General features: G+C 68.7%; 25 protein-coding genes. 7 read left to right on the top strand and 18 right to left on the bottom strand.

What is annotated here, in order from left to right; all coding sequences use genetic code 11:
• Positions 1–5 precede the first annotated feature (5 nt).
• The 5 genes from mmsB to BLP73_RS03370 all read right to left on the bottom strand — a co-directional run bounded on the left by mmsB (position 6) and on the right by BLP73_RS03370 (position 5,842).
• Positions 6–887, bottom strand: coding sequence for a 3-hydroxyisobutyrate dehydrogenase (gene mmsB, locus BLP73_RS03390; RefSeq protein ID WP_090740296.1), 882 nt, complete (start codon positions 885–887; stop codon positions 6–8).
• Complete coding sequence (locus BLP73_RS03385; protein WP_090740294.1) at positions 884–1,891, bottom strand: enoyl-CoA hydratase/isomerase family protein; 1,008 nt, start codon at positions 1,889–1,891, stop codon at positions 884–886. Before BLP73_RS03385 ends, mmsB begins: the two co-directional genes overlap by 4 nt.
• A gap of 2 nt (positions 1,892–1,893) precedes the next feature.
• Positions 1,894–3,039: an acyl-CoA dehydrogenase family protein gene (locus BLP73_RS03380; protein ID WP_090740716.1), complete on the bottom strand. Its 1,146-nt coding sequence runs from the start codon at positions 3,037–3,039 to the stop codon at positions 1,894–1,896.
• Between the two features lie 73 nt (positions 3,040–3,112).
• Entirely contained in the window at positions 3,113–4,240 is a 1,128-nt protein-coding gene (locus tag BLP73_RS03375; protein WP_090740292.1) for a carboxylate-amine ligase, read from the bottom strand.
• Positions 4,241–4,342: 102 nt separating this feature from the next.
• Complete coding sequence (locus BLP73_RS03370; protein WP_090740290.1) at positions 4,343–5,842, bottom strand: CoA-acylating methylmalonate-semialdehyde dehydrogenase; 1,500 nt, start codon at positions 5,840–5,842, stop codon at positions 4,343–4,345.
• A gap of 105 nt (positions 5,843–5,947) precedes the next feature.
• On the opposite strand from BLP73_RS03370, the gene BLP73_RS03365 reads away from it, so the two are divergent.
• The 4 genes from BLP73_RS03365 (at position 5,948) to BLP73_RS03350 (ending at position 8,824) form a co-directional block, all read left to right on the top strand.
• Complete coding sequence (locus BLP73_RS03365; RefSeq protein ID WP_090740289.1) at positions 5,948–6,850, top strand: LysR family transcriptional regulator; 903 nt, start codon at positions 5,948–5,950, stop codon at positions 6,848–6,850.
• A 57-nt stretch (positions 6,851–6,907) separates the two neighbouring features.
• On the top strand, positions 6,908–7,369 hold the full coding sequence (locus tag BLP73_RS03360; RefSeq protein WP_090740287.1) for a CBS domain-containing protein: 462 nt from the start codon (positions 6,908–6,910) through the stop codon (positions 7,367–7,369).
• A gap of 78 nt (positions 7,370–7,447) precedes the next feature.
• The gene (gene coaD, locus BLP73_RS03355; RefSeq protein ID WP_090740285.1) at positions 7,448–7,939 is read left to right on the top strand and encodes a pantetheine-phosphate adenylyltransferase; all 492 of its coding nucleotides are present in this window, start codon (positions 7,448–7,450) and stop codon (positions 7,937–7,939) included.
• A 117-nt stretch (positions 7,940–8,056) separates the two neighbouring features.
• Complete coding sequence (locus BLP73_RS03350) at positions 8,057–8,824, top strand: DUF2189 domain-containing protein (protein ID WP_245686536.1); 768 nt, start codon at positions 8,057–8,059, stop codon at positions 8,822–8,824.
• Between the two features lie 88 nt (positions 8,825–8,912).
• Here the strand turns inward: BLP73_RS03350 and BLP73_RS03345 are convergent, their stop codons facing one another.
• The 8 genes from BLP73_RS03345 to pyrC all read right to left on the bottom strand — a co-directional run bounded on the left by BLP73_RS03345 (position 8,913) and on the right by pyrC (position 17,423).
• Entirely contained in the window at positions 8,913–9,413 is a 501-nt protein-coding gene (locus BLP73_RS03345; RefSeq protein ID WP_090740281.1) for a bactofilin family protein, read from the bottom strand.
• Entirely contained in the window at positions 9,403–10,692 is a 1,290-nt protein-coding gene (locus tag BLP73_RS03340; RefSeq protein WP_090740279.1) for a DUF5930 domain-containing protein, read from the bottom strand. The genes BLP73_RS03345 and BLP73_RS03340 overlap by 11 nt, the downstream gene beginning before the upstream one ends.
• Positions 10,693–10,879: 187 nt before the next feature.
• On the bottom strand, positions 10,880–12,277 hold the full coding sequence (locus tag BLP73_RS03335; protein ID WP_090740277.1) for a helix-turn-helix domain-containing protein: 1,398 nt from the start codon (positions 12,275–12,277) through the stop codon (positions 10,880–10,882).
• 153 nt (positions 12,278–12,430) lie between these two features.
• On the bottom strand, positions 12,431–13,615 hold the full coding sequence (locus BLP73_RS03330) for a multidrug effflux MFS transporter (RefSeq protein ID WP_090740275.1): 1,185 nt from the start codon (positions 13,613–13,615) through the stop codon (positions 12,431–12,433).
• 134 nt (positions 13,616–13,749) lie between these two features.
• Positions 13,750–14,100 (bottom strand): DMT family protein, encoded by a 351-nt coding sequence (locus tag BLP73_RS03325; protein ID WP_090740273.1) that lies wholly within the window; start codon positions 14,098–14,100, stop codon positions 13,750–13,752.
• Between the two features lie 18 nt (positions 14,101–14,118).
• On the bottom strand, positions 14,119–15,618 hold the full coding sequence (locus tag BLP73_RS03320) for a replicative DNA helicase (protein WP_090740271.1): 1,500 nt from the start codon (positions 15,616–15,618) through the stop codon (positions 14,119–14,121).
• A 93-nt stretch (positions 15,619–15,711) separates the two neighbouring features.
• On the bottom strand, positions 15,712–16,383 hold the full coding sequence (locus BLP73_RS03315) for an orotate phosphoribosyltransferase (RefSeq protein ID WP_090740269.1): 672 nt from the start codon (positions 16,381–16,383) through the stop codon (positions 15,712–15,714).
• Positions 16,380–17,423, bottom strand: a complete 1,044-nt coding sequence (gene pyrC / locus BLP73_RS03310; RefSeq protein ID WP_090740267.1) for a dihydroorotase — start codon at positions 17,421–17,423, stop codon at positions 16,380–16,382. Before pyrC ends, BLP73_RS03315 begins: the two co-directional genes overlap by 4 nt.
• A gap of 168 nt (positions 17,424–17,591) precedes the next feature.
• On the opposite strand from pyrC, the gene BLP73_RS03305 reads away from it, so the two are divergent.
• The gene (locus BLP73_RS03305) at positions 17,592–17,894 is read left to right on the top strand and encodes an antibiotic ABC transporter (RefSeq protein ID WP_245686535.1); all 303 of its coding nucleotides are present in this window, start codon (positions 17,592–17,594) and stop codon (positions 17,892–17,894) included.
• Positions 17,895–17,950: 56 nt separating this feature from the next.
• Complete coding sequence (locus tag BLP73_RS03300; RefSeq protein WP_090740263.1) at positions 17,951–18,703, top strand: SDR family NAD(P)-dependent oxidoreductase; 753 nt, start codon at positions 17,951–17,953, stop codon at positions 18,701–18,703.
• Between the two features lie 53 nt (positions 18,704–18,756).
• Here the strand turns inward: BLP73_RS03300 and gap are convergent, their stop codons facing one another.
• Both gap and BLP73_RS19305 read right to left on the bottom strand, forming a co-directional pair.
• Positions 18,757–19,758 carry a type I glyceraldehyde-3-phosphate dehydrogenase gene (gene gap / locus BLP73_RS03295; RefSeq protein ID WP_090740261.1) on the bottom strand — a complete coding sequence of 334 codons (1,002 nt, stop codon included), beginning with the start codon at positions 19,756–19,758 and terminating at the stop codon, positions 18,757–18,759.
• A 93-nt stretch (positions 19,759–19,851) separates the two neighbouring features.
• Positions 19,852–19,995, bottom strand: a complete 144-nt coding sequence (locus BLP73_RS19305) for a hypothetical protein (protein ID WP_175453219.1) — start codon at positions 19,993–19,995, stop codon at positions 19,852–19,854.
• 137 nt (positions 19,996–20,132) lie between these two features.
• On the opposite strand from BLP73_RS19305, the gene BLP73_RS03290 reads away from it, so the two are divergent.
• Positions 20,133–21,566: a mannose-1-phosphate guanylyltransferase/mannose-6-phosphate isomerase gene (locus BLP73_RS03290; RefSeq protein WP_090740259.1), complete on the top strand. Its 1,434-nt coding sequence runs from the start codon at positions 20,133–20,135 to the stop codon at positions 21,564–21,566.
• 129 nt (positions 21,567–21,695) lie between these two features.
• Here the strand turns inward: BLP73_RS03290 and metH are convergent, their stop codons facing one another.
• The 3 genes from metH to BLP73_RS03275 form a co-directional block, all read right to left on the bottom strand.
• Complete coding sequence (gene metH, locus BLP73_RS03285) at positions 21,696–24,416, bottom strand: methionine synthase (RefSeq protein WP_090740257.1); 2,721 nt, start codon at positions 24,414–24,416, stop codon at positions 21,696–21,698.
• Complete coding sequence (locus BLP73_RS03280; RefSeq protein WP_090740255.1) at positions 24,409–25,446, bottom strand: homocysteine S-methyltransferase family protein; 1,038 nt, start codon at positions 25,444–25,446, stop codon at positions 24,409–24,411. The genes metH and BLP73_RS03280 overlap by 8 nt, the downstream gene beginning before the upstream one ends.
• Positions 25,447–25,541: 95 nt before the next feature.
• Positions 25,542–25,997 (bottom strand): Lrp/AsnC family transcriptional regulator, encoded by a 456-nt coding sequence (locus BLP73_RS03275; protein ID WP_245686534.1) that lies wholly within the window; start codon positions 25,995–25,997, stop codon positions 25,542–25,544.
• Positions 25,998–26,080: the final 83 nt, after the last annotated feature.

Raw genomic sequence — 26,080 nt, 5'->3', positions numbered from 1 at the left:
GCGGCTCAGCCGAGGTTCTTCGCGTTGCGGCTGACAAACCGGGGCAGCATGGCAGAAAAGTCACGTCCGCGCCCGTCCTCCTGCTCGACGAAGCGGGTGTAGAGCTGGTGGGCCAGTTCCCCCATCGGCGTCTCTGCCCCCGCCGCCGCCGCGGCCTCCTGCGACAGGCCGAGGTCCTTCAGCATCAGCTCGGATGCGAAGCCCGGCTTGTAGTCGTTGTCCGCGGGCGAGGTCGGGCCGATGCCGGGGGCAGGGCAATAGGCGTTCATGCTCCAGCTGTAGCCCGAGCTGGTCGAGACGACGTCGAACATCTTCTGCCGGTCGAGGCCGAGCCGGTCGGCCAGCGCGAAGGCCTCGCAGGTGGCGATCATCGTGACGCCGAGGATCATGTTGTTGCAGATCTTCGCGGCCTGTCCGGCGCCGCTGTCGCCGCAATGCACGGTCTTCTGGCCCATGATCTCGAAAAGGGGCAGGACGCGCTGGAAGTCGCCCTCGGAGCCGCCGACCATGAAAGTCAGCGTGCCGCCCTGCGCGCCGCCGATCCCGCCCGAGACCGGCGCGTCCAGCGCGCCAAGGCCCGCGGCGCGGGCATCGGCGGCGACCTTGCGCGCGCTCTCCACGTCCACCGTCGAGCAGTCGCAGAGGATCGCGCCCGGCTTCATCGCCGGCATGACCTGCGCCGCGACGGCCAGAAGGATCGGCCCGTTGGGCAGCATGGTGATGACCACGTCCGCGTCCTCGGCCGCCTCGGCGGCGCTGGCGGCGGCCAGCACGCCCTCGGGTTCGGGGGCGGCCATGTCGTAGCCGCGAACCTCGTGCCCCGCCGCGGCAAGGTTGCGTGCCATCGGCGCGCCCATGTTGCCAAGGCCGATGAAACCGATCTTCATGCCGTTTTCTCCCACAGAAGTTCCTCGTCGCCGAGCGGGGCGAGCATTGCCTCGACCTCGGCGGGCGTCCCCTGGCGTTGCCAGTTCGGCTGGCGGTCCTTGTCGATGATCTGCGCCCTCACGCCTTCCAGGAAATCGCTCTGCGCGGTGGCGCGGGCGGTGAAGCGGTATTCGCGCGAGAGCGCGTCCTCGATCCGGCAATCCCGCCGCGCGGCGCGCACCAGCGTCAGGCCCGCGGCCATCGACAGGGGCGAGTTGCGCCGAAGCGCCGACAGCGCCTCGTCCTCGCCCGCATCCTCCAGCGCGCCCAGGATGTCCTCGAGCGCGCGGCCGCCGAAGGCCGACAGATCGCGGCGTGCCAGCGGCGCGAGCGGGGCGGGGGCGGGCGCGATGGCGGAAGGATCGCCCGTCTCCTCGAGGCGCGCGATCAGTGCCGGCCAGTCGGCCTCGGGCAGGTAGGTGTCGGCAAAGCCCGCATGGATCGCGTCGCCGGCGCCCATGCGGTCGCCCGTCAGCGCCAGATATTCGCCGATGCGGCCCGGTGCGCGGCCCAGAAGCCAGCTGCCGCCGACATCGGGGATGAGGCCGATGCCGCTCTCCGGCATCGCGATGCGGGTCGTGGCCCCGACGATCCGGTGGCTGGCATGGCCGCCCACGCCGACGCCGCCGCCCATCACGAAGCCCTGCATGAAGGCCACCACGGGCTTCGGGTACGAGGCGATGGCGGCGTTCATCCGGTATTCGTCACGGAAGAAGTCGCGCCCGACCTGGTGATCGCCGGCCCGGCCCGCGTGATAGACTGCCGCGATGTCGCCGCCGGCGCAGAAGGCGCGCTCGCCCATGGCGTCGAGGATGACCAGCGCGACCGCCGGATCGTCTCGCCATGCGTCCAGCGCCTCGTGGATCGCCAGCGCCATCTCATGCGTCAACGCATTGAGGGCCTTGGGCCGCGTGAAGGTGATCCGGCCCGCGCGGCCGGTGATGCGGATGTTCAGGTCGTCCAAGCCTACCCCCGTTCGGCCAGCATCGCGCGGCTGATGATGAGCCGCATGATCTCGTTGGTGCCTTCCAGGATCTGGTGAACGCGCAGGTCGCGCACGATCTTCTCGATCCCGTAATCGGCAAGGTAGCCATAACCGCCATGCAGTTGAAGGCATTGATTTGCCACCTCGAAGGCCCGGTCGGTGACGTGCAGCTTCGCCATGGCGCAGAACTTGGTGGCGTCCGGCGCGCCCGCGTCCAGCTTCGCCGCCGCCTGCCGCAAGAGGATGCGCGAGGATTGCAGCGCCACCTCCATCTCGGCCAGCCGGAACTGCAGCGCCTGGAACTGGTCGAGGCTTTTGCCGAAGGCTTTCCGCTCGCCCATGTAGCTGACCGTCGCGTCCAGCGCCGCCTGCGCGCCCCCAAGCGCGCCGGCCGCGATGTTCAGCCGCCCGCCATCGAGGCCCGCCATCGCATAGGCGAAGCCGCGCCCTTCCTCGCCCAGAAGGTTCCCGGTGGGGATGGCGCAATCGTCGAATTGCACCTGCGCGGTCGGCTGCGAGCGCCAGCCCATCTTGTCCTCGAGCCCGCCGAAGGAGAGGCCGGGCGTGCCGTCCTCGACGATCACGGCGCTGATGCCGCGGGGGCCGTCCTCGCCGGTGCGGACCATGCAGATATAGGCGTCCGAATAGCCGCCGCCCGAGATGAAGGCCTTGGTCCCGTTCAGCCGCCAGCCCTGTTCGGTCCGCTCGGCGCGGGTGCGCAGTGCCGCGGCGTCCGAGCCGCTGCCGGGCTCGGTCAGGCAGTAGCTGAACACCTTCTCCATCCGGCAGAGGGCGGGCAGCCAGCGCTCCCTTGCCTCATCGCTGCCGAACTTGTCGATCATCCCGCCGCACATGTTGTGGATCGACAGGAACGAGCCGACCGAGGGGCAGGCCATGGCCAGCGCCTCGAAGACCAGCGTGGCATCGAGCCGCGAGAGGCCCGAGCCGCCGTAGTCCTCGGAGACGTAGATGCCGCCGAGGCCCAGCTCGGCCACTTCGGGCCACAGCTCGCGCGGGATGGTGCCGGCCGCCTCCCATGCGCGGGCATGGGGCGCGATGCGGGACTGCCCGAAATCGCGCGCCATTTCGAAAATGGCCTGCTGCTCCTCGCTCAGCTCGAAATCCACCGGCATCCCTCCCCAGATATGCGCGAATTGAACAGGTGTTTAATTGCAGATGTCGGGCCGGTCCCGCAAGAGGCTAGAGGTCGCGGCGGAACTCCTCGGTGAGGTGCCGGGTGACGGCGCGCAGCGAGTCCATCCGGTCGGCACCGGCCGCGCGGGCGTCGGCGGCGACCCGGCGCTGGCGCTCGGCCGAGGTGCCGCCGGCCACCATCTCGCGCAGGCGCGCGACCGCGGGCTGGCTGTTCAGCGCGTCCGCGTCTTCCGAGATCAGCGCGAACCACTCCTCGGCCAGCTCGGCGAAAGGGGTGACCTGGCCTCGGCCGAAGTCGATCTGTCCCTCGGTGGTGCCGTAGCGGGCAGCGCGCCAGCGGTTCTCGCCGATGAGGAAGTTTTCGTATTGCCGCCAGTGCTGGTTGCGGCGCGACAGACGCCAGAGCATCCGCAGCGTCGCCTGGATCAGCGCGGCCAGCGTCAGCGTGTCCTCCATCCGCGGGCAGGCGTCGCAGATACGCGTCTCAAGCGTCGGGAACTTGCAGGACGGGCGCAGGTCCCACCAGATCTTGGAGCTGTCCTCGATGATGCCCAAATTCGCGAGCGCGGTGACCGATCGGTCGAACTCGCCCCAGCTGCCCATCTGCGGGGGCAGGCCGGTGCGGGGCATGTCGCCGAAGACAGTGGTGCGGTAGGAGGCGAGGCCCGTGTCCTCGCCCTGCCAGAAGGGGCTGGAGGCCGAGAGGGCGAGCAGCCAGGGCAAGAAATGCGTCATCTGGTTCATCAGATCGACGCGAAGATCCTCGTCCGGGATGCCGACATGGACATGCATCCCGCAGATCAGCATGCGCCGGGCGACCCCGCCCATGTCGCGCGAGAGCTGGTTGTAGCGGTCCTTGTCGGTATGCGCCTGGTCGCGCCAGTCGGCGAAGGGATGGCAGGAGGCCGAGATCGGGGCGAGGCCGTGATCGGCGGCGTGCTTCGCCACCGTGCCGCGCAGATGGGCCAGATGGGCGCGCGCCTCGCGGATATCCTGGGACACCGGGGTGCCGATCTCGATCTGGCAGCGCAGGAATTCGGGGCTGACCTGGTCCTTGAGGTCGGCCGAGCAGGCCTCCATCAGGGCCTGCGGGGCCTCGGCCAGATCGCCGGTTTCGGCATCGACCAGCAGGTATTCTTCCTCGATGCCGAGGGTGAAGTCAGGTTCGATCATGTTGTGCCATCCGTGAGGGCCGCGACCGTGGAGTTGCGTTCCGCGACGGCCGGGGGCTTTGCGCCCCCGGACCCCCGCAGGATATTGAAGCACAGAAGATGTTTAGTCCATCGCCTTGAAATTGAACTCTCCGCCTTCCTTGATGCCCGAGGGCCAGCGCGCGGTCACGGTCTTGGTGCGCGTGTAGAAGCGGAACGCGTCCGGGCCGTGCTGGTTCAGGTCGCCGAAACCGGATTTCTTCCAGCCGCCGAAGGTGTGGTAGGCCAGCGGAACCGGGATCGGGACGTTGATGCCGACCATGCCGATGTTGATGCGGCTGGCGAAGTCGCGGGCCGTGTCGCCGTCGCGGGTGTAGATCGCGGTGCCGTTGCCGTATTCGTGGCTCATGGCGAGGCCGATCGCCTCTTCGTAGCTGGCGGCGCGGACGGTCGAGAGGACCGGGCCGAAGATCTCCTGCTTGTAGATGTCCATGTCCGGGGTGACGCGGTCGAACAGATGGGGGCCGACGAAGAAGCCGTTCTCGTAGCCTTGCAGGTTGAAGTCGCGGCCGTCGATGACGAGTTCCGCGCCTTGGTCCACGCCCGTCTGGACGAGGCGCAGGATGTTCTCTTTCGCGGCCTTGGTGACGACGGGGCCGTAGTCCACGTCGTTGCCGGCGGTCCAGGGGCCGACCTTGAGCTTCTCGATCCGCGGGACGAGCTTCTCGATCAGCGCGTCGGCGGTCTTCTCGCCCACGGGAACCGCGACCGAGATCGCCATGCAGCGCTCGCCGGCCGCGCCGTAGCCGGCGCCGACCAGCGCGTCGGCCGCCTGGTCGAGATCGGCGTCGGGCATGATGATCATGTGGTTCTTCGCGCCGCCGAAGCACTGGGCGCGCTTGCCGGTCTGGGCCGCGCGCTCGTAGATGTATTGCGCGATAGGGGTCGAGCCGACGAAGCCGACCGCCTGGATCACCGGGCTGTCGAGGATGGCGTCCACGGTCTCCTTGTCGCCGTTGACGACCTGGAGGACGCCGTCGGGCAGGCCGGCCTCTTGCAGCAGCTTGGCCAGCATGAGGGGCACGGAGGGGTCGCGTTCGGACGGCTTCAGGATCATCGCGTTGCCGGCCGAGAGGGCGGGGCCCATCTTCCAGAGCGGGATCATGGCGGGGAAGTTGAAGGGCGTGATGCCCGCGACCACGCCGAGCGGCTGGCGCATGGAATACATGTCGATGCCGGGGCCGGCGCTGTCGGTGAACTCGCCCTTGAGCAGATGGGGGGCGCCGATGCAGAACTCGATCACCTCGAGGCCGCGCTGGATGTCGCCCTTGGCGTCGGGGAAGGTCTTGCCATGCTCGGAGGACAGGACCTCGGCCAGCTGGTCCATGTCGCGGTTGATCAGCTGCACGAAGGCCATCATCACCCGCGCCCGGCGCTGCGGGTTGGTGGCGCCCCACGCGACTTGCGCCTCGGCGGCGCGGGCCACGGCGTGGTCCAGCTCGGCCTTGGTGGCCAGCGCCAGGCGGGCCTGAACCTCCCCGGTGGCGGGGTTGAAGACGTCGCTGAAGCGGCCCGACGTGCCCTTGTATTCCTTGCCGTCGATCCAGTGATGTATCTCGCGCATGTGCCATCCTCCTGTGGGTTGGCGTGAAGATAGCCTTGCGGAAATGCCCCGAGAAGAGGCAGGTTGCCAAAGGCGTTTTGCGTTTCTGCAAAGGAGGACGGGAGGATGGACTGGGACGATCTGCGCATCTTCCTGGGCGTCGCCCGCAGCGAGAGCCTGTCGGGGGCGGGGCGGCGGCTGGCTATGGATGCCTCGACCGTGGGCCGGCGCATCGCGCGGCTGGAGGCGGCGGTGGGTGCGGTGCTGTTCGTGAAGACGCCGCAGGGCTACCGGCTGACGGCCGAGGGGGAGCGGCTGCTGCCGGCGGCCGAGGCGGCCGAGCTGGCCGCAGTGGCGGCGGCAGAGGCGGTGGGGCGCGAGGCCGGGATCACCGGGCAGCTGCGGATCGGGGCGCCGGACGGCTGCGCGAACTATCTGCTGCCGCAGGTGGCGCGCGATCTCTGCGCCGCGCATCCGGGGCTGGAGGTGCAGATCGTCGCCCTGCCGCGGGTCGTGAACCTTACACGGCGCGAGGCGGACATGGCGATTGCCGTCTCGCCGCCCGAGACGGGGCGGCTGGTCGTGCAGCGGCTGAGCGACTACCGGCTGCACCTCGCCGCGCACGAGGATTACCTGGCGCGGCACGGCGAGGTGCGGCGGGACGATCTGCGGCGGCACCGGGTGATCGGCTATATCCCCGACATGATCTTCGACCGCGAGCTGGACTACCTGTCCGAGACGGGGGTGGAGACGGCGGCGATCAGCTCGAACTCGGTTTCGGTGCAGATGCAGGCGATCCGGGCGGGGGCGGGGATCGGGATCGTGCACGACTTCGCCATCCCTTTCGCGCCCGGCGTGCGGCGGGTGCTGGCGAACCAGATCTCGCTCAAGCGCAGCTTCTGGCTGGTGCGCCATGCCGACGACCGCAACTCGCGCCGCCTCACGCTGCTGTCCGAGGCGGTGGCCGCGCTGCTGCGGGCCGAGGTGCAGCGGCTGGAAAGCCTCGCCGCAGCGGATGCTGCCGCTTGACGGATGGCGAACAAGGGAAAAAGATGGGCGCAACCACACCGTGAGAGGGAGGCTGCCATGCTGGTCAAGCAGTTGCTGTCGATGAAGTCGAATTCGGGCAAGCCCGGCATTGCCGCCGACACGGTGGTCACCATCGCCCCGACGGCCACGCTCGGCGAGGCAGCCAAGCTGCTGGCCGAGCGGCGGATCGGCGCGGTGGTCGTCTCTTCCGACGGCACACGGCCCGAGGGCATCCTCTCGGAGCGCGACATCGTGCGGCAGCTTGGCCCGGGCGGCGCGCAGGCCCTGTCCGAGCCCATCGGCGGGGTCATGACGCGCAGCGTGCAGACCTGCAGCCCGGCCGATGACGCGCTGACGATCCTCGAGCGGATGACGGAAGGGCGCTTCCGCCACATGCCGGTGGTGGACGAGGATGGCCGGATGCTGGGCGTCATCTCGATCGGGGATGCGGTCAGCGGCCGGCTGAAGGAGCTGGCGGCCGAGAAGGAGGCGCTGACGGGCATGATCATGGGCGCCTGAGGCGCCGATCACGATCTTGCAATCGCGGCGCAGATGGGCTTTGCCTGGGCGACGATCCCTGACACAGGACGCCTCCGCATGCGCATCGGCCTCTATCCCGGCACGTTCGACCCGATCACGCTTGGTCATATCGACATCATCCAGCGCGCGATGGCGCTGGTCGACCGGCTGGTGATCGGCGTCGCCATCAACCGCGACAAGGGGCCGCTCTTCAGCCTGGAGGAGCGCGTCTCGATGGTCGAGGCGGAATGCGCCGCCGTCGCAGCCCGCGCGGGCGGCGAGATCCTGGTCCACCCGTTCGAGAACCTGCTGATCGACTGCGCCCGCGATGTCGGCGCGGGGATCATCATCCGCGGGCTGCGGGCGGTCGCGGATTTCGAATACGAGTTCCAGATGGTCGGCATGAACCGCGCGCTCGACAGCGGGATCGAGACCGTGTTCCTGATGGCCGACGCCCGGCGTCAGGCGATCGCCTCGAAGCTGGTCAAGGAGATCGCCCGGCTTGGCGGCGACGTCTCGAAGTTCGTCAGCCCCCCGGTCTGCGAGGCGCTGAACGCGCGCTACGCCTGAGCCGGCCGCGCCCGCCGAAACTCTTGCCGCACGGGCTTCCGCTACGTAAGCTTTCGTCAAGGCGCGGGGCAGGGGGAAGCGATGGCGAGCGACAGGGTGCAACATCATCGCGTCTCCATGCCGGACACGCTGCCCGAGCCGCGGCGGATCGAGCCGGCTGACCTTGTCCACGCGCTGTGGCGCGGCTGGCAGGACTTCCGGCGCGCGCCGGCCTTCGGGCTGCTCTTCTCGGCCTTCTACGTCGCAGGCGGGCTGGTGCTGGCGGCCGTGGCGCTGGCGGTCGGCCGGGACTGGTGGCTGGTGCCCTTCGTGCTGGGCTTCCCGCTGATCGCGCCCTTTGCGGCCGTGGGCCTCTACGAGGTCAGCCGCCGGATCGAGGCGGGCCGGCCGCTCGACTGGCCGGCCGTCATCCGCGTCGTCTTCGCGCAGCGCGACCGGCAGATCCCGTCGATGGCCGTCGTGATCCTGTTGATGTTCATGTTCTGGGTCTTCGTGGCCCACACCATCTTCGCGCTGTTCCTCGGCACGTCGCCCATGGTCAACGTCACCAGCTCGGCCGAGATCCTCGCCACCCCGCGCGGCATCGGCATGCTGATCATCGGCGGCGCCATCGGCCTCGGCTTCGCGGCGGCGCTGTTCACCTTCTCGGTTTTCGGCCTGCCCCTGCTGCTCGAGCGCGAGACGGACCTGATCAGCGCGATCATCGTCTCGACCGAGGCGGTGCGGCTGAACCTGCCGGTCATGGCGGCCTGGGCGGCCTTCATCGCCGTCGCGCTGCTGGTCGCGATGCTGCCGCTGTTCCTTGGGCTGTTCGTGGCCCTGCCGGTGCTGGGCCACGCGACCTGGCACCTCTATCGCTGCGCGATGGTGGACGAGGCGGGCTGACAGGCGACGGACCCGGGTCGCTGCGTCTGCTCCAGGCCGCATGCAAAAAGGCCCGCGCAAGGCGGGCCTTCGGTCGATGGCTCAGGCCTCAGGCCCCGGCGGGCGGGGCGAGCTTCTTTGTGGCGCCATTGGCCAGCGGGTCTTCCTGGCGCTGGACCGAGCCCTCGAAATGGGCGCCGGATTCGATGGCGATGGTCTTATGGATGATGTCGCCTTCCACGCGGGCCGAGGCGCTGAGGCGCACCTTCAGGCCGCGCACGCGGCCGATGACGCGGCCATGCACCACCACGTCATCGGCGACGATCTCGCCCTTGATCGTGGCGGTCTCGCCGACGGTCAGCTGGTGGGCGCGGATGTCGCCCTCGACCGTGCCCTCGACCTGGATGTCGCCCTGGGTGGCGATGTTGCCGGTCACCGTCAGGTCGGGCGACAGGATCGAGGGGGCGCTGCGCTGGCGCGGCGCGGCCGGGGCGGTCGCCGCGACCGACGGCTCGGGCGCGCGCTCGGGCACGGGCGCGCCGGCCTCGGACAGGGGCTGGGCGGCGTTCTGCTGGGGGCGGTTCTCGGTCACGCGGGTCTTACTGAACATTTTCTGCTGCCTTGATGAAGCTCATCGGGTCCACGGCCCGGCCGTTGACGCGCACCTCATAGTGCAGGTGCGGCCCGGTCGAGCGTCCGGTATTGCCCATATCACCGATCCGCTCGCCTGACGACACCCTTTGCCCCACCTTGACCCCGATCCGGTTCAGGTGGGCATAGCGCGTCTCGGTCCCCAGCTCGTGCCGGATCTTGATCAGGTTGCCGTAGGCGCCCATGCGACCCGCGAAGGTCACGACGCCGTCGCCCGTGGTGTAGACCGGCGTGCCGACGGGGCCGGCCATGTCGATCCCCTCGTGCATACGGCCCCACCGGCGCCCGAAGCCCGAGGTGTAGCGGAAGCTCTGCTTGACCGGCATGGCCAGGGGCAGCTTCTCCATCGCGATGCGGTAGGTGTTCATCTGGTCCAGCGTGACCATGATCTGCCGCGCCTTCGTCTCGCCCTGGCTGAGGGCGGCGTCGCCGCGGGTCGAGTAGGACATCGGCGTCAGCGGCCCGCCCTGGCCTGAATAGCCGCGGCGGATGGTGCGCAGCACCTCGTCGGGGTTCATGCCGACCGAGCGGAAGACGTCGTCCAGCGGCTTGACCGAGACGGTGACGGCGTTTTCCAGCTGGGTCAGGATCTCGTCGTTGCGGGCGAGGATCTGGTCGCGCTCGACCGTCAGCTCCTCGGCCGCGACGCGGGCCTCCTCGGCCTGCTGGACGGCGGCGGCGCGCTGGTCGGCGGCTTGGCGCAGTTCGCCCGACAGGATGTCGAGGGCGACCGAGAACTCCTCGGCGCGGTCCGCGGCGGCCTCGCCCGCCGGGGCGGTGGTGCCGAGGATCGTGTCACGCTCGACCTTGACGCTGCGCAGGTTGGCCTGGAGCGTCGTCAGCCCCGTTTCCAGCTCGCGCCGCTGCTCTTCGGACGCCAGCAGCTGCGACTGCATCTGCGAGACCTGCTCCAGCGCGACGGCGAAGCGGTTCTGCGCCGCCAGCGCCTCGGCCGCGCGGGCGTCACGCTCCTCAGAAAGCTGCTGGAGCCGTTCCTCGAGCACGGACTGGGTGCGGATCATGTGGTCGCGCGCGGTGCCGGCGCTGATCGCGTCGATGGCGAGGAAGGAGCTGGAGACGAGCGTCCAGCCGAAGACCAGCGCCATGCCGCTGATGCCGGCGAGCTGCGTCAGCGGGCGCAGGGTCAGGACGCGGCTGGACCCGTCGGACCGGATGAAGATGCGCCGTTCAGGCAGCAATCGGGCCAGCGACGAGTTCAATCGGTCCGAGACGCTCATTGGCAGATCCTGTCCCCTGATGGAATGCCGCCTGCGGAGGGCGGACTTGTTTGTTCCATTCGGGGATGGGTAAACAGGAGCTGTGCCTTCTTGGCAACATAGCATCCTTTGCGCGCGGTGCAGATGCGCGGATCCTCGCCCGGTTGCGCGAGTTTTCGCCGGGATCTTGCGGCGGGGTGAGGTTTCTTCAGGCGATATCATAGGGTAACGGACCCTCGCGGTCGGCGGGTATCGTCAGGGGACGGTCGATCGGAGGGATTGACCTTTGATGGCAATCCCGGCGCGGACAGATCCGGCAGGAGATTCCGATCGGCTCGAAGGCGCGGGGCTTCGTCAGGTCCAGCCCGTCGGCATAGACGAGGCTGCCGGCATGGGCGACCTCGCAGCCAAGGCCGATGGCGAATCTGCGGACCGGGGCGTTGAAGGCGCCGGCATGCTTGGAGACGTCGCGCGACAGCAGCAGATAGCGCACCCCGTCCGGCGTCTCGGCCAGCTGCCGCAGGAAGCGGCCGGGCTGCTCGAAGGCCTGGTGCACGTTCCAGAGCGGGCAGGCGCCGCCGAAGCGGGCGAATTGCAGCCGCGTGGCCGAATGGCGCTTGGTGATCGTGCCGGCCTGGTCGACGCGGACGAAGAAGAACGGGATGCCTTTGGCGCCCGGCCGCTGCATGGTCGACAGGCGATGGGCGACCTGTTCCAGCGAGGCGCCGAAGAGATGGGCCAGCCGCTCGAGATCGTGCCGTTCGGCCTGCGCGGCGGCGTGGAAGCGCCGGTAGGGCATCAGCGCGGCGCCGGCGAAGTAGTTGGCCATGCCGAGCCGCGCGATCTCGCGCGCCGTGCTGCTGCGGAAGCGGGCAAGGTCCAGCGTCGCCTCCAGCAGCTCGGACTGCCGTTCGAGCGCGACGAGATGCAGCAGCTGGAACAGCCGCGTCGGCGCCTCGGCAGCGGCATTGACCAGCACCACCGCCCCCTCGCGCCGGAAAACGGCATTGGCGGGCAGCTCGACCAGCTGGACGGTGATGCCGCGCTCGGACAGGGCCGCGACGGCGCGGGTCCAGGGATCGGCGCGCTGCCCGTCCGGGCAGGCGAAGCGTTCGGCCGCGCGGTCGACGGCGTCGATATAGTTGTCGCAGTAATGGAAGAAGTCGCGCACCTCCTCCCACGGGGTGGTGAGGCTGGTCGCGCTGGCGGCGCCAAGCGCCTCGTCCAGCGCGGCGAGGCGCTCCTGCCCGCCCTGGTAGGCGCGGTAGAGATCGAGGAACGCGCGCGCCAGCACCGGCGCGTTGGTGGCCGCCAGGCGCAGGTCCGCGAGCGGCGGCATGGCGTCGAAGAGCGGGTCGGCCAGCGCCTCGCGCATGTCGATGACCATGCGCTCGGCGTCGCCCGCGGCCAGCGTCGCCAGATCGACGCCGAATTCCTGCGCCAGCCGCAGAAGGGCGCCTGCGCTGATCGGGCGGTGGTTGTTTTCCATCTGCGAGAGGTAGGGCAGCGACACGCCCAGCGCCTCGGCGAAGCGGCGCTGCGTCAGCCCCGTCCGCGTGCGCGTCTCGCGCAGCGCGCTGCCGGCATAGATCTTCTGGGTCGCCATCGCCGCCTCCGTCCTTTGCAAGGCAAGAGGTAGACTTTGCAAATGCGCTCCGGCAAGCCCTGGCGTGAGCGCCAGGAGCCAGCAGATCAGATGGAGGGCGGGGCGCAGGGGCATGGGCCGGCATCATGGCCCGGAAGGGTTAAGATCGCGTTGTCAGCCGGCGCCGAGTTGCGCCTCGCGCCGCATGACCCAGAGGATCGCGGCCAGCGAGCCGACGGCGGAGGCGCACATGATGACCAAGAGCGGGCCCGCGCCGCTACCCGGTTGCAGCAGCGCCCCGGCCAGCGCCGACAGCGCCGCCCCGCCGCCCACCGCCAGCGCGCCGCCAAGGCCCGAGGCGGTGCCGGCAAGTTCCGGCCGCACGCCCATCAGGCCGGCATTGGCGTTGGGCAGGACCATGCCGTTGCCGAAGCCCATGACCGCGATGGCGCCGAAGAAGGCCAGCGGCACCAGCATCCCGAGCAGGTCGATGACGAGCGCGACGACCAGGGCCAGCAGGCAGACGAGCGCCCCCCAGAGGATCATGCGGTTCAGCCCGAACCGCGCCGAGTAACGCCCCGAGAGGAAGTTGCCGAGGAGATAGCCGATGGAAGGGGCCGCGAACCAGTAGCCGACCTGCGCGGGCGTCAGGCCGAAGACCTGGTCGCCCACGAAGGGCGCGCCGCCGAGATAGGCGAAGAAGGCGCCCGAGGCGAGGGTCGCGGCCAGGCAGTAGCCCCAGAAGCGCTGCGAGCGGGCGAGGATGGGGTAGTTGCGCATCTGCTGGCGCATGGGCATCCCGCCGCCGCGCACCGTCTCGCCCATGTCCCGCCAGGAGAGGATCAGGACACCAAGGCCCAGAAGCCCCATGACGGCGAAGTTGGCCTGCCAGCCGAACCACTCGTCGAGAACGCCGCCGAAGACCGGCGCCATCATCGGCACGACCGCCATGCCCATCGTGACATAGCCCAGCATCGAAGCGGCGCGGTCGCCGTCATAGAGGTCGCGGATCACCGCGCGGGGCACCAGGATGCAGACGGACACCACCGATTGCAGCATCCGGAACATCAGGAAGACCGTGGCATTGGCGGCCAGAAGCGTGCCGATGGTCGCCAGAAGGAAGATGACGAGGCCCCAGATGACGACCGGGCGCCGCCCGTAGCGGTCGCTGATCGGCCCGCCGAGAAGCTGCAGGACGGCGGTGGCGCCGATATAGGCCGAGACCGACAGCTGCATGAAGCCGTAATCGACCCCGAAGTCGCGGGCCATGCCGGGCAGCGAGGGCAGGAAGACGTTCATCGACAGCGCTGAGACGCCCGAAAGCGCGACCAGCGTCAGAAGATGGGGGGCTGTCCTCATGGTGGTCCTCCGGCCTCCTTGCAGGATGTGCAAGGCGCCGGAGATGATTACCCTGCCGCGATGCGCTGCGCCAGAGGGCGGAATTGCGTCCCGCGGTGGCGGGGGGCCGGCCCCCCGCACCCCCCTCTGCCGCGTCAGCCGAAGTCGTGGAAGATGAACCAGGCTCCGAGGCAGATGAACCCGAAGCCGACGCCGTGCTGCCAGCCGATCCGCTCTCCCAGATAGGCCCAAGAGAAGATCGCGAAGACCGAGAGGCTGATGACCTCCTGGATGGTCTTCAGCTGGGCGGCGCTGAAATGTCCGTGGCCGATGCGGTTCGCCGGCACCTGCATCACGTATTCGAAGAAGGCGACGCCCCAGCTCATGAAGATCACCGTCACCAGCGGAGCGGTCTTGAACTTCAGGTGGCCGTACCAGGCCACGGTCATGAAGACGTTGGACAGCAGCAGAAGCCCGATCGTCATGACCGGGATGGGCAGGCTCATGGTTTCAGTCCCACAGGTTCAGTCCCACTGGCTCTGGCGGTCCTTGGCGAGGTTGCCGAAGCGGGTGAACTGACCCTCGAAGGCCAGCTCGACCGTGCCGATGGGGCCGTGGCGCTGCTTGCCGAGAATGACCTCGGCCTTGCCATGCACCGCCTCCATCACCTGCTGCCACTTGGCCATGGCATCCAGATCGCTGTCCGACGGCTTCTCGCGTTCCTTGTAGTATTCCTCGCGGAAGACGAACATCACGATGTCGGCGTCCTGCTCGATCGAGCCGGATTCGCGCAGGTCCGAAAGCTGCGGGCGCTTGTCCTCGCGGTTCTCGACCTGGCGGGAAAGCTGCGAGAGGGCGATGACGGGGATGTTCAGCTCCTTCGCCACAGCCTTGAGGCCCTGCGTGATCTCGGAGACCTCGTTCACGCGGCTGTCCTTGGCGGATGCTGCCTTCAGCAGCTGGAGATAGTCGACGATCAGCACGTCAAGCCCATGCGTGCGCTTGAGTTTTCGCGCCCGCGCCGCCAGCTGGTTGATCGGCAAGGCGGGCGTGTCGTCGATATAGAGCGGGCAGTTCTGCAGGGCGTGCGCGGCCTCGACGAAGCGGCGGAACTCGGCCTCGTCCATGTCGCCCGAGCGGATGCGATGACTGGACACCTCGGCGGCCTCCGAGAGGATGCGGGCGGCCAGCTGCTCGGCCGACATCTCGAGGCTGAAGAAGCCGACGACGCCGCCCTCGATCGTGCCATGCGTGCCGTCGGGCTTCTCGCCCATCTTGTGGGCTTTCGCGATGTTGAAGGCGATGTTGGTCGCGAGCGAGGTCTTCCCCATCGACGGACGGCCCGCGAGGATGATGAGGTCGGAATTGTTCAGCCCGCCCATCTTCGCGTCGAGGTCGATCAGCCCCGTCGAGATGCCCGACAGCTTGCCGTCGCGCTGATAGGCGGCGTTGGCGGCCTGCACGGCGCCCGTCACGGCCTTGAGGAAGCTCTGGAAGCCGCGCTCGGCCACGCCGGCCTCGCCCAGCTTGTAGAGCGTCTGCTCGGCCGCCTTGATCTGTTCCTCGGCGTCGTCGCCCACCTCGACGGTGGCGGCGCGGGCGGCGATGTCCTGCCCCAGCTGCATCAGCTCGCGCCGCAGGGCGAATTCGCGGATCATCTGGGCATAGTCGCGCGCCGCATAGGCGCTGATCGCCGAGGCCGCCATGCGGGCCAGGTAGGCAGGGCCGCCCAGCTCTTTCAGCCCGTCGTCATGTTCGAGAAAGGCCTTGATCGTCACCGGGCTCGCCAGCGCGTTGCGGCGGATGCGCTCGGCGCAGATCTCGAAGATGCGGGCATGGACCGGGTGGTAGAAGTGCTCGGCCCGGATGATCTGGCTGACGCGGTCGAAGACATCGTTGTTGGTCAGGAGCGCGCCCAGAAGCTGCTGCTCGGCCTCGAGCGAATAGGGGACCGCCTGTTTGTCCTGCGCCTCGGCCTGGCCGGGGACGATCACACGCGCGGTGGTGACGGGGAGACTGCTCATGCCTGACTGCCCTTCTTGATTGCGGTCACATTAGACCCAAAGCGGCCGGCCCGTCATCGGGGCCGGCCGTAGAATGATGGGGATAACCCCGGTTCAGCCGTTCGCCGCCTGCCATGCCCGCGGATCGGTCAGGAAGGCCTCGACCTCGGCCAGCGTCGCCTCGTCGAAGGCGGCCTGCGCGCGGGCCTCGGCCAGCACGTCCCACCAGGTGCAGAGGTGGTGCAGTTGCACACCGTGATCGCCGAGGCGCTGGATCGTCTCGGGGAAGATGCCGTAGTAGAAGACGACCGCCGTATGGGCGCAGGTGGCCCCCGTCTCGCGGATCGCGTTGACGAAGGACAGCTTGCTGCCGCCGTCGGTGGTGAGATCCTCGACCAGCAGGACGCGCTGTCCTTCGGTCATCACGCCCTCGATCCGGGCGTTGCGGCCGTAGCCCTTGGGCTTCTTGCGGACATAGGTCATCGGCAGGCCGAGCCGTTCCGCCACCAGCGCGCCGAAGGGGATGCCCGCCGTCTCGCCGCCCGCCACGTTGTCGAAGGCCTCGAAGCCGGCGTCGCGCATGACGGTGGCTGCCAAGAAGTCCATCAGCGTGGCGCGCACGCGCGGGAAGCTGATGATGCGGCGGCAGTCCACGTAGGTCGGCCCCTTGAGGCCCGAGGCATAGGTAAAGGGCTGGGCGGCGTTGAAGTCCACCGCCTTGATTTCCAGCAGCATCCGGGCAGAGAGGCGCGCGATCTCCTCGCGGGCGGGGAAGGTCAGGCTCATACGGTCTCCAGGTGCCAGTGAAGCGGGAAGCCGGGGTCGAAGACGGTTACCACCTCGGCCCCGACCTCGATCTGCGCCGGGTAGGCGGCCGGGGTGGCCCGCTTCGTCAGGCGGATGCGGTCCTCGTTCGGGGCCATGCGATAGAAGGTGGCGCCGTTCAGGCTGGTAAAGGCCTCCAGCCGGTCCAGCGCGCCGTCATCCTCGAAGACCTGGGCGAGGATCGACATGGTGTTCGGCGCGGTGAAGCAGCCGGCGCAGCCGCAGGGTTGAAGTTTCGCGGCATCCGTATGCGGCGCGCTGTCGGTGCCGAGAAAGAAGCGCCCCTCGCCCGAGGTCGCGGCCTCGCGCAGGGCAAGGCGGTGGGATTCGCGCTTGGCCACCGGCAGGCAGTAATAATGCGGGCGGATGCCGCCGGCGAGGATGGCGTTGCGGTTGATGACGAGGTGATGCGTGGTGATCGTCGCGCCCAGATCCTCGCCGCCCGCGCGGCCATAGGCCACGCCCTCGGCGGTGGTGATATGCTCCATCACGACGCGCAGGCCGGGCGTGCGGCGGCGCAGGGGGTCGAGCACGGTGTCGATGAAGACCGCCTCGCGGTCGAAGATGTCGATGGCCGGGTCCGTCACCTCGCCATGCACGCACAGCGTGACGCCGGCCTCGGCCATCGCCTCCAGCACCGGCTGGACGCGCGCGAAGTCGGTCACGCCCGAGGCCGAGTTGGTCGTCGCGCCTGCCGGATACAGCTTCACCGCCCGGATGATGCCCGCGCGAAAGGCGGCCACCACGTCGGCGGGTTCCGTCGCATCGGTCAAATAGAGCGTCATCTGTGGCTGAAGCGCCGCACCCTGCGGCAGGGCTGCCACGATCCGGTCGCGATAGGCGGCGGCCTGAGCGCCGGTGACGACAGGCGGCACCAGGTTCGGCATGATGATCGCCCGGCCGAAGTCTTTCGAGTGCGGAGCAACGGCTTGCAGCATCACGCCGTCGCGCAGATGCAGGTGCCAGTCGTCGGGGCGGCGCAATGTGATGCTGTCGGTCATGGCCTGCCTCTATACCCGGCGCGCCGCGCTTGCCAAGAAGGCGCGCGAAGATTCCGCCCGCCATGTCCGTTGGTGGGGCTTGTCGCCCGGCTGCTGCTGCACCTAGTTAAGTTGTCGGTCCCGCTTCGGTGTCCGCAACAGCAGATTGGAACGCTCATGAAACTCGGCATGCCCTTGAACCTTCCGGTCGAGCAGTTGCGGCTGGTGATGCAATTCGCCCAGATGGCGATCGAGGCGCAGATGGTCATCGGCCTTCGCATGGCCGGGATGATGGGCTTCATGGCGCAGGCCCCGGGCGAGCCGTTCCGCATGGTCGCCGAGAAGCAGGCCGCCGCGAGCGAATCGCTCTTCGCGATGGCCTCGGCCGCCGGCAAGGGCGCCAGCGCCGAGCGCGTCATGGCCGCAGCCCTGCGCCCCTATGGCAAGCGCACCCGCGCCAATTCCCGCCGCCTCGGCCGCGTGAAGGTCTGAGCCGGAACGCCCTCCGCGCTGGCGGGTTGGCCCCTTTGAAAAAGCGGGGGCATCACATGAAGACGGCATTGATCACGGGCGGCGCGCAGGGCATCGGCAAGGGAATTGTGCAGCGCCTGCGCGGCGACGGTTGGCGAGTCGCCGCCTTCGACCTGGACGCCGAGGCGCTGGACGAGCTTGAAGCGGATGACGCCGAGCTGCTGACGGTGCAGGTGGACATGGGCGAAGAAGCCTCGGTCATGGCCGGCTTTCGCGCGGTGGCCGAGTGGCTGGGCGGCGATGGTCTGGATCTTCTGGTCTCGAATGCCGGCGTGGCCGACCCGTATAACGGCCCCATCGAGGAGATGTCGCTGGCCGACTGGCGCCGCTGGCAGGACAGCCACCTGACCGGCGCGTTCCTCTGCGTGCGCGGGGCCGTGCCGCTGCTGCGCCCGCGGAAGGGCAGCATCGTGCTGATGGCCTCGACCCGTGCGCTGCAATCTGAGCCGCAGACGGAATCCTATGCCGCGGCCAAGGGCGGGCTGGTGGCGCTGGCCCATGCGCTGGCGGTCAGCCTCGGCCCCGACATCCGCGCCAACGCGGTCCTGCCCGGCTGGATCGAGACCGGCCCCTGGCAGAAGCGCAGCGGGCGAACCGAGCCTGAGCACTCCAATACCGACAAGTCGCAGCACCCGGTCGGCCGTGTCGGCCGGCCCGAGGACATCGCGGGGCTGGTCGCCTGGCTCGCCTCGGACGAGGCGGGCTTCGTCACCGGCCAACGCTTCGTCGTGGACGGCGGCATGTCCGCCCGGATGATCTACGCCGAATAGAAAAGGGGCGGCAGGTCGCCCTGCCGCCCCTCTGAATTCCCCTGACGCAAGGCTCAGATCAGCTTGCCCATCGCCACCGCGGTGTCGGACATGCGGTTCGAGAAGCCCCACTCGTTGTCGTACCAGGTCAGGATGCGGCAGAGCTTGCCCTCCATCACCTTGGTCTGGTCCATGTGGAAGACCGAGCTGTGCGGGTCGTGGTTGAAGTCCGAGGACACCAGCGGCTCGTCCGTGTAGCCCAGAACGCCCTTCAGCGGGCCGTCTGCTGCAGCGCGGATCGCGTCGTTGATCTCTTGCACCGAGGTGTCGCGGGCTGCCTCGAAGGTCAGGTCCACGACCGAGACGTTCGGCGTCGGCACGCGGATGGCGACGCCGTCCAGCTTGCCCTTCAGCTCGGGCAGCACGAGGCCGACGGCCTTCGCCGCGCCGGTCGAGGTCGGGATCATCGACAGGGCCGCCGCGCGGGCGCGGTAGAGGTCCTTGTGCATCGTGTCCAGCGTCGGCTGGTCGCCCGTGTAGCTGTGGATCGTGGTCATGAAGCCGCGGGTGATGCCGATCGTGTCGTTCAGCACCTTGGCCACCGGCGACAGGCAGTTTGTCGTGCAGCTGGCATTCGAGACGACCAGATCGTCCGCGGTCAGCGTGTCATGGTTCACGCCGTAGACGATGGTCTTGTCGGCATTGTCGCCGGGGGCCGAGATCAGCACGCGCTTGGCGCCGGTGGACAGGTGCGGCTGCACCTTTTCCTTGCTGGCGAAGATGCCGGTGCATTCCATAATGACGTCGATGTCGCCCCAGGGCAGCTCGGCCGGGTTGCGGATTGCGGTCACCTTGATCGGGCCGCGGCCCACGTCGATGCTGTCGCCGTCGACGGTAACGGTGGCGGGGAAGCGGCCGTGGACGCTGTCGTAGCGCAGCAGGTGGGCGTTCGTCTCGACCGGGCCCAGATCGTTGATGGCAACGACCTCGATGTCGGTGCGGCCCGATTCGATGATGGCGCGCAGGACGTTGCGGCCGATGCGACCGAAGCCGTTGATGGCGACCTTGACTGCCATGGGAAATCCTTCTCGACAGATGACGGTTGCCCATCGTCTAGCCAACAAGAATGGGCGATGCAAACGCCCAGATGGCTGGGTGCGCTAACGGTTTCAGCGCCAGAAGCTGAGATATTCGATGAACTGGTCGGTCTGGCGCGCGATGAACAGCGGCAGGTTCATGTGCAGCCACATGTGATCTGCCAGAAGGACAAGCGCGATCAGGATCAGGAGGGCGATGGCGATCTGGTTTGTCATGGCGTCCCGGACGTTGCCGCCGACTTATCGCCCCGCCGCGGCGGTCCGGCAAGCCTTCCCCTTGGCGATCAGGCGCGATTATGTCAGGCCTGATGCAGGTTGATCGAGGCAAGAGGCGCGTGGCGCCGGGGGACAGGATGCAGACAATCACGCCGGTGCTGCTGGCAGGCGGATCGGGAACCCGGCTGTGGCCGGTCTCGCGCAAGCGGTTCCCAAAGCAGTTCGCGCCGCTGATGGGGGACGAGACGCTGTTCCAGGCCTCGGCCCGGCGCCTCTCGGGCGAGGGGTTCGGCGCGCCGATGGTGCTGACCGCCTCGGATTTCCGCTTCATCGTCATGGAGCAGCTGGAGCAGGCGGGCATCGCGCCGGGGCAGGTGGTGATCGAGCCCTCGGCCCGCAACACGGCGCCCGCGATCCTCGCGGCGGCGCTGATGGCGGCGGCCGAGGACCCGGAGCGGCTGTTGCTGGTCGCGCCTTCGGATCACGTCATCCCGGACGCGGCGGGCTTTGCCGCCGCCGTCCGCTCGGGCGCCGAGGCGGCGCGGGCGGGGCGGATCGTGACCTTCGGCATCACCCCCGACCGCCCGGAGACGGGCTACGGCTATCTGGAGCTGGCGGGCACGGGCGAGGGGCCGCAGCCGCTGGCGCGCTTCGTCGAGAAGCCCGACGCCGCCAGCGCCGCGCGGATGCTGGCAGCGGGCAACTTCCTCTGGAACGCGGGGATCTTCCTCTTCTCGGCGCGGGCGATGATCGAGTCTTTTCGGGCACATGCGCCGCAATATCTCGAGCCAGTCGAGGCGGCGGTGGATGGCGCGGTGCCGGATCTCGGCTTCCTGCGCCTCGCGCGCGGGCCGTGGGAGGGCGTCGAGGACCAGTCCATCGACTACGCGGTGATGGAGAAGGCGGCGAACCTGTCGGTGGTGCGCTTCTCCTCGGGCTGGTCGGACCTTGGAGGCTGGGACGCGCTCTGGCGCGAGGAGCTGACGGCGGCGCCCTCGGCCGACGGCGTGGTGGCCGATGCCCATTCCACGGCGATCGACTGCCACGATGTTCTGCTGCGCTCGGACAGCGAGGATCTGCAGGTCGTCGGGATCGGGCTTCGGGATCTCGTGGTCGTGGCAACGTCGGACGCGGTGCTGGTCGCGGACAAGGGCCGGGCGCAGGAGGTGCGCAAGGCCGTCAGTTCGCTGAAGGAGAAGCGGCGCAAGCAGGCCGAGGCCTTTCCGCGCGATCACCGGCCCTGGGGCTGGTTCGAGACGCTGGCGCTGGCCGACCGCTTCCAGGTCAAGCGCATCGTCGTGAAGCCCGGCGCGGCCCTGTCGCTGCAGAGCCACGTGCACCGGTCCGAGCACTGGATCGTGGTGTCGGGCACGGCGCGGGTGACGGTGGACCAGACGGTGACGCTGGTGACCGAGAACCAGTCGATCTATGTGCCGCTGGGCGCGGTGCACCGGATGGAGAACCCCGGCAAGGTGCCGATGGTGCTGATCGAGGTGCAGACGGGCAGCTATCTGGGCGAGGACGACATCATCCGCTACGAGGATGTCTATTCCCGCAGCAGCGCGGATTGATCGCCGGCCGCTGGCGCGGCTGTCGAGAGACTTGTTGCCGGCCGCTGGCGCGGCCGGCGGAGGCGGGGGGCCAGCCCCCCGCACCCCCCGGGATATTTGGAGACCAAAGCAGGGGCGGCCACGCTTTGCTCAGGCGGCGGCTTCGGCCGTGCGCTTGGCGGGATCGTAGTTGAGGAGGGGGGCGAGCCAGCGTTCCGCCTCGGCCAGGGACCAGCCCTTGCGGGCGGCGTAGTCGCGGGCCTGGTCCTCCTCGATCTTCGCGACGCCGAAATAGTAGCTGTCGGAATGGCCGATATAGAGGCCCGAGACCGAGCTGCCGGGCCACATCGCCATGCTTTCCGTCAGGGTGACGCCCGTGTGCGCCTCGGCATCGAGCAGCTTGAAGAGGGTGAGCTTCTCGGTGTGGTCGGGCTGGGCCGGATAGCCGGGGGCAGGGCGGATGCCGGCATAGGGTTCGGCGATCAGCTCGGCCGGCGCGAAGGCTTCCTCGGGGGCATAGCCCCAGAACTCGCGGCGCACGCGCTGGTGCAGCATCTCGGCCATGGCCTCGGCGAAGCGGTCGGCGAGGGCCTTGACCATGATCGAGCCGTAGTCGTCGTTCGCGCGCTCGTAGCGGGCGGCGATCTCGGTCTCCTCGGGGCCAGCGGTGACGACGAAGCCGCCGACATGGTCGGGGATGCCCTCGGGGGCCACGAAATCGGAAAGGGCAACGTTCGGCCGGTCGCCGCGCTTGGTGACCTGCTGGCGCAGGGTGTGGAGGGTCGTCAGGGGGGTCCGGCGCGCCGCGTCGGTCCAGAGGCGGATGTCGTCGCCGACCGCGTTGGCCGGCCAGAAGCCGAGGGCGGCGCGGGGCTTGAACCACGTCCCCTCGATGATGCGGGCCAGCATTTCCTGCGCGTCCGCGAAGAGCTGGCGGGCGGCCTCGCCCTGCTTCTCGTCCTCGAGGATGCGGGGATAGACGCCCTTCAGCTCCCATGTCTGGAAGAAGGGGGTCCAGTCGATGTAGCGGGCGATCTCGGCCAGGTCCCAGTCCTCGATCACGCGGGTGCCGGTGAAGCTGGGCGTGGTGGGGGTATAGGCGGACCAGTCGATCTTCAGCGCGTTGGCGCGCGCGGCGGCCAGCGGCAGGCGCTGCTTTGCGGCCTCGCCGCGTTCGTGGCGCTCGGCGACTTCCAGGTATGCGGCGCGGGTCTTGGCGATGTAGTCCGCGCGCTGCGTGGGGGAGAGGAGCGCCGAGGCGACGCCGACCGCGCGGCTGGCATCGGTCACGTAGACCGCTTGACCGCGGATGTAGCGGGGGGCGATCTTGACCGCGGTGTGGATCTTGGAGGTAGTGGCGCCGCCGATCAGCAGGGGGATCGACATCCCCTCGCGTTCCATCTCGGAGGCCAGATGCACCATCTCGTCGAGCGAGGGGGTGATGAGGCCGGAGAGGCCGATGATGTCCACCTTCTCGTCCCGCGCGACCTGCAGGATCTTCTGCGGCGGGACCATCACGCCGAGGTCGATCACCTCGAAATTGTTGCAGGCGAGGACGACGCCGACGATGTTCTTGCCGATGTCATGCACGTCGCCCTTGACCGTCGCCATCAGGATCTTGCCGGCGGTCTCGCGCCCTTCGCCGCCGGACAGGCGCTTTTCCTCCTCCATGTAGGGCAGAAGGACGGCGACAGCCTGTTTCATCACGCGGGCGGATTTGACCACCTGCGGCAGGAACATCTTGCCGGCGCCGAAGAGATCGCCGACGACGTTCATCCCCGCCATCAGCGGGCCCTCGATGACATGCAGCGGGCGTTCGGCGGACTGGCGGGCCTCCTCGGTGTCGGCCTCGATATATTCGGTGATGCCGTTGACCAGCGCGTGCTCCAGCCGCTTCTCGATGGGCCATTCGCGCCAGCTCAGGTCCTTCTCGCGCTTGGCGCCGCCGCCGTCGCCGCGGAAGCGTTCGGCCAGCTCCAGCAGGCGCTCGGTGCCGTCGGGGCGGCGGTTGAGAACCACGTCCTCGCAGGCCTCGCGCAGTTCGGGGTCGATCTGGTCGTAGACCGCCAGCTGACCCGCGTTGACGATGCCCATGTCCATCCCCGCCTGGATGGCGTGGTAGAGGAAGACTGCGTGCATCGCCTCGCGCACCGGCTCGTTGCCGCGGAAGCTGAAGCTGAGGTTCGACACGCCCCCCGAGACATGGGCATGGGGCAGGTTCTGGCGGATCCAGCGCGTGGCCTCGATGAAGTCGACGCCATAGTTGTTGTGCTCCTCGATGCCGGTCGCCACCGCGAAGATGTTCGGGTCGAAGATGATGTCCTCGGGCGGGAAGCCGACCTCGTTCACCAGGATGTTGTAGGCGCGCTGGCAAATCTCGATCTTCCGGGCGGCGGTGTCGGCCTGGCCCTGTTCGTCGAAGGCCATGACCACGACCGCCGCGCCATAGGCGAGGCAGAGCCGGGCGTGATGGCGGAACTGCTCCTCGCCCTCCTTCATGCTGATCGAGTTGACGACGGGCTTGCCCTGCACGCACTGCAGACCCGCCTCGATCACCTCCCACTTGGAGCTGTCGATCATGATCGGCACGCGGGCGATGTCGGGCTCGGCGGCGATGAGGTTCAGGTACTCGACCATCGCGGCCTTCGAGTCGATCAGCCCCTCGTCCATGTTGATGTCGATAATCTGGGCGCCGTTCTCGACCTGGTCGCGCGCCACGTCCAGCGCGGCGGCATAGTCGCGGTTCTTGATCAGCTTGCGGAAGCGGGCAGAGCCGGTGACGTTCGTCCGCTCGCCCACGTTCACGAAGGGGATGTCGGGGGTCAGGACGAACGGCTCGAGGCCCGAGAGGCGCAGGTAACGATCAGGCATAAGCGGGCACCTTCCGGGGGGCGAAGCCTTTCACGGCTTCGGCGATGGCGCGGATATGATCGGGAGTCGTGCCGCAGCAGCCGCCGACGACATTGACCAGCCCTTCGCGGGCGAAGTCGGCGACCTGGCGGGCGGTGTCCTCGGGGCCCTCGTCATACTGGCCGAAGGCATTGGGCAGGCCGGCATTCGGATAGGCGCAGATCAGCGTGTCCGCCACCGCCGACATCTCGGCTAGGTGCGGGCGCATCGCGGCGGCGCCGAGCGCGCAGTTGAGGCCCACCGTCCAAGGGTTCGCGTGGCGGACCGAATGCCAGAAGGCCGTCGGCGTCTGCCCCGACAGGGTGCGCCCAGAAGCATCGGTGATCGTGCCGGAGATCATCACGGGGATGCGCTGGCCATGCGCCTCCATCGCTTCGATGCAGGCGAAGATGGCGGCCTTGGCGTTCAGCGTGTCGAAGATCGTCTCGATCAGGATGATGTCGGTGCCGCCCTCGATGAGGCCGGTCGCCTGCTGCAGATAGGCGCGGCGCAAATCCTCGAAGGTCACGGCGCGGTAGCCCGGATCGTTCACGTCCGGGCTCATCGAGGCCGTGCGGTTCGTCGGCCCGATGGCGCCTGCGACGAAGCGGGGGCGGCCATCCTCGGCCGTGGCGCGGTCCAGCGCCCGGCGGACGACGCGGGCGCCCTCGACGTTCAGGTCGTGGACGGCGCCCTCCATCCCGTAATCGGCCTGCGCGATGGTCGTGGCCGAAAAGGTGTTCGTCTCGACGATGTCCGCCCCGGCCTTGGCATAGCGGTAGTGGATCTCCTCGACCGCCTCGGGCTGGGTCAGGATCAGAAGGTCGTTGTTGCCGGTCTGCGGATGGTCCGAGTGGTGGCGGCAGACATGGCCCGAGCCGTGGCCGGTATAGTCGTCCTCCTTCAGGCCCAGCTGCTGGATCTGCGTCCCCATCGCGCCGTCGAGGATCAGGATGCGGCTGGCGGCGGCGTCGTTCAGCGCCTTGAAGGCAGGGGACAGGGGCAGGGGCATGGCGGGGCCTTTCCGTCGTGAAGTCCGTGATATAAGCGCGCGCGGGCCGGCCGGCAAATTCATATTGCGGCAGAAGATCATGAAACCCGCTCAAGTCAGGGCAGCGGAACGCCGCGCTCGTCCTTCAGCGTCTTCAGCACGATCTCGGACCGGACCTGCGCGATCTGCGGATGCGGCAGCAGGTGGCGGTGGACGAAATCGGCGAAGCCTTCGAGGTCCCGCGCCCTGATGTCGAGGATGTAGTCCGCGTCCCCCGACACTGAAAAGGCCGAGCGGATCATCGGCTGGCTGGCGACGAAGGCGGCGAACTCCTCCTCGCGCCCCTGTCCGTGGCCGCGCAGGTTGACGCGGATGATGGCGCGAAAGCCGTGGCCCATGCGGGCGGGCGAGAGGCGGGCGTTGTAGCCCTCGATGATCCCCTCGCCTTCCAGCGCGGCCCGGCGGCGCGAGACCTGACTGGCCGAGAGGCCGACGATCTCGGCCAGCGCCGCGTTGGTCAGGGCGCCGTCGCGCTGAAGCGCGGCGAGGAGGGCGGCGTCAAAGCGATCCATGCGCGGATCGTGCATCCGTTCGCGTCATGTTGCAAGTTCCGTGCGCGGCAGCTCGCTGACTTGCCGCCTTTGCACACCTCTTG

The organism is Paracoccus tibetensis (genome assembly GCF_900102505.1).
GTDB classification, from domain to species: Bacteria; Pseudomonadota; Alphaproteobacteria; order Rhodobacterales; family Rhodobacteraceae; genus Paracoccus; species Paracoccus tibetensis.
The sequence above is the reverse complement of the archived record's forward strand: the minus strand, read 5'-3'. Positions and strand labels throughout refer to the sequence as shown.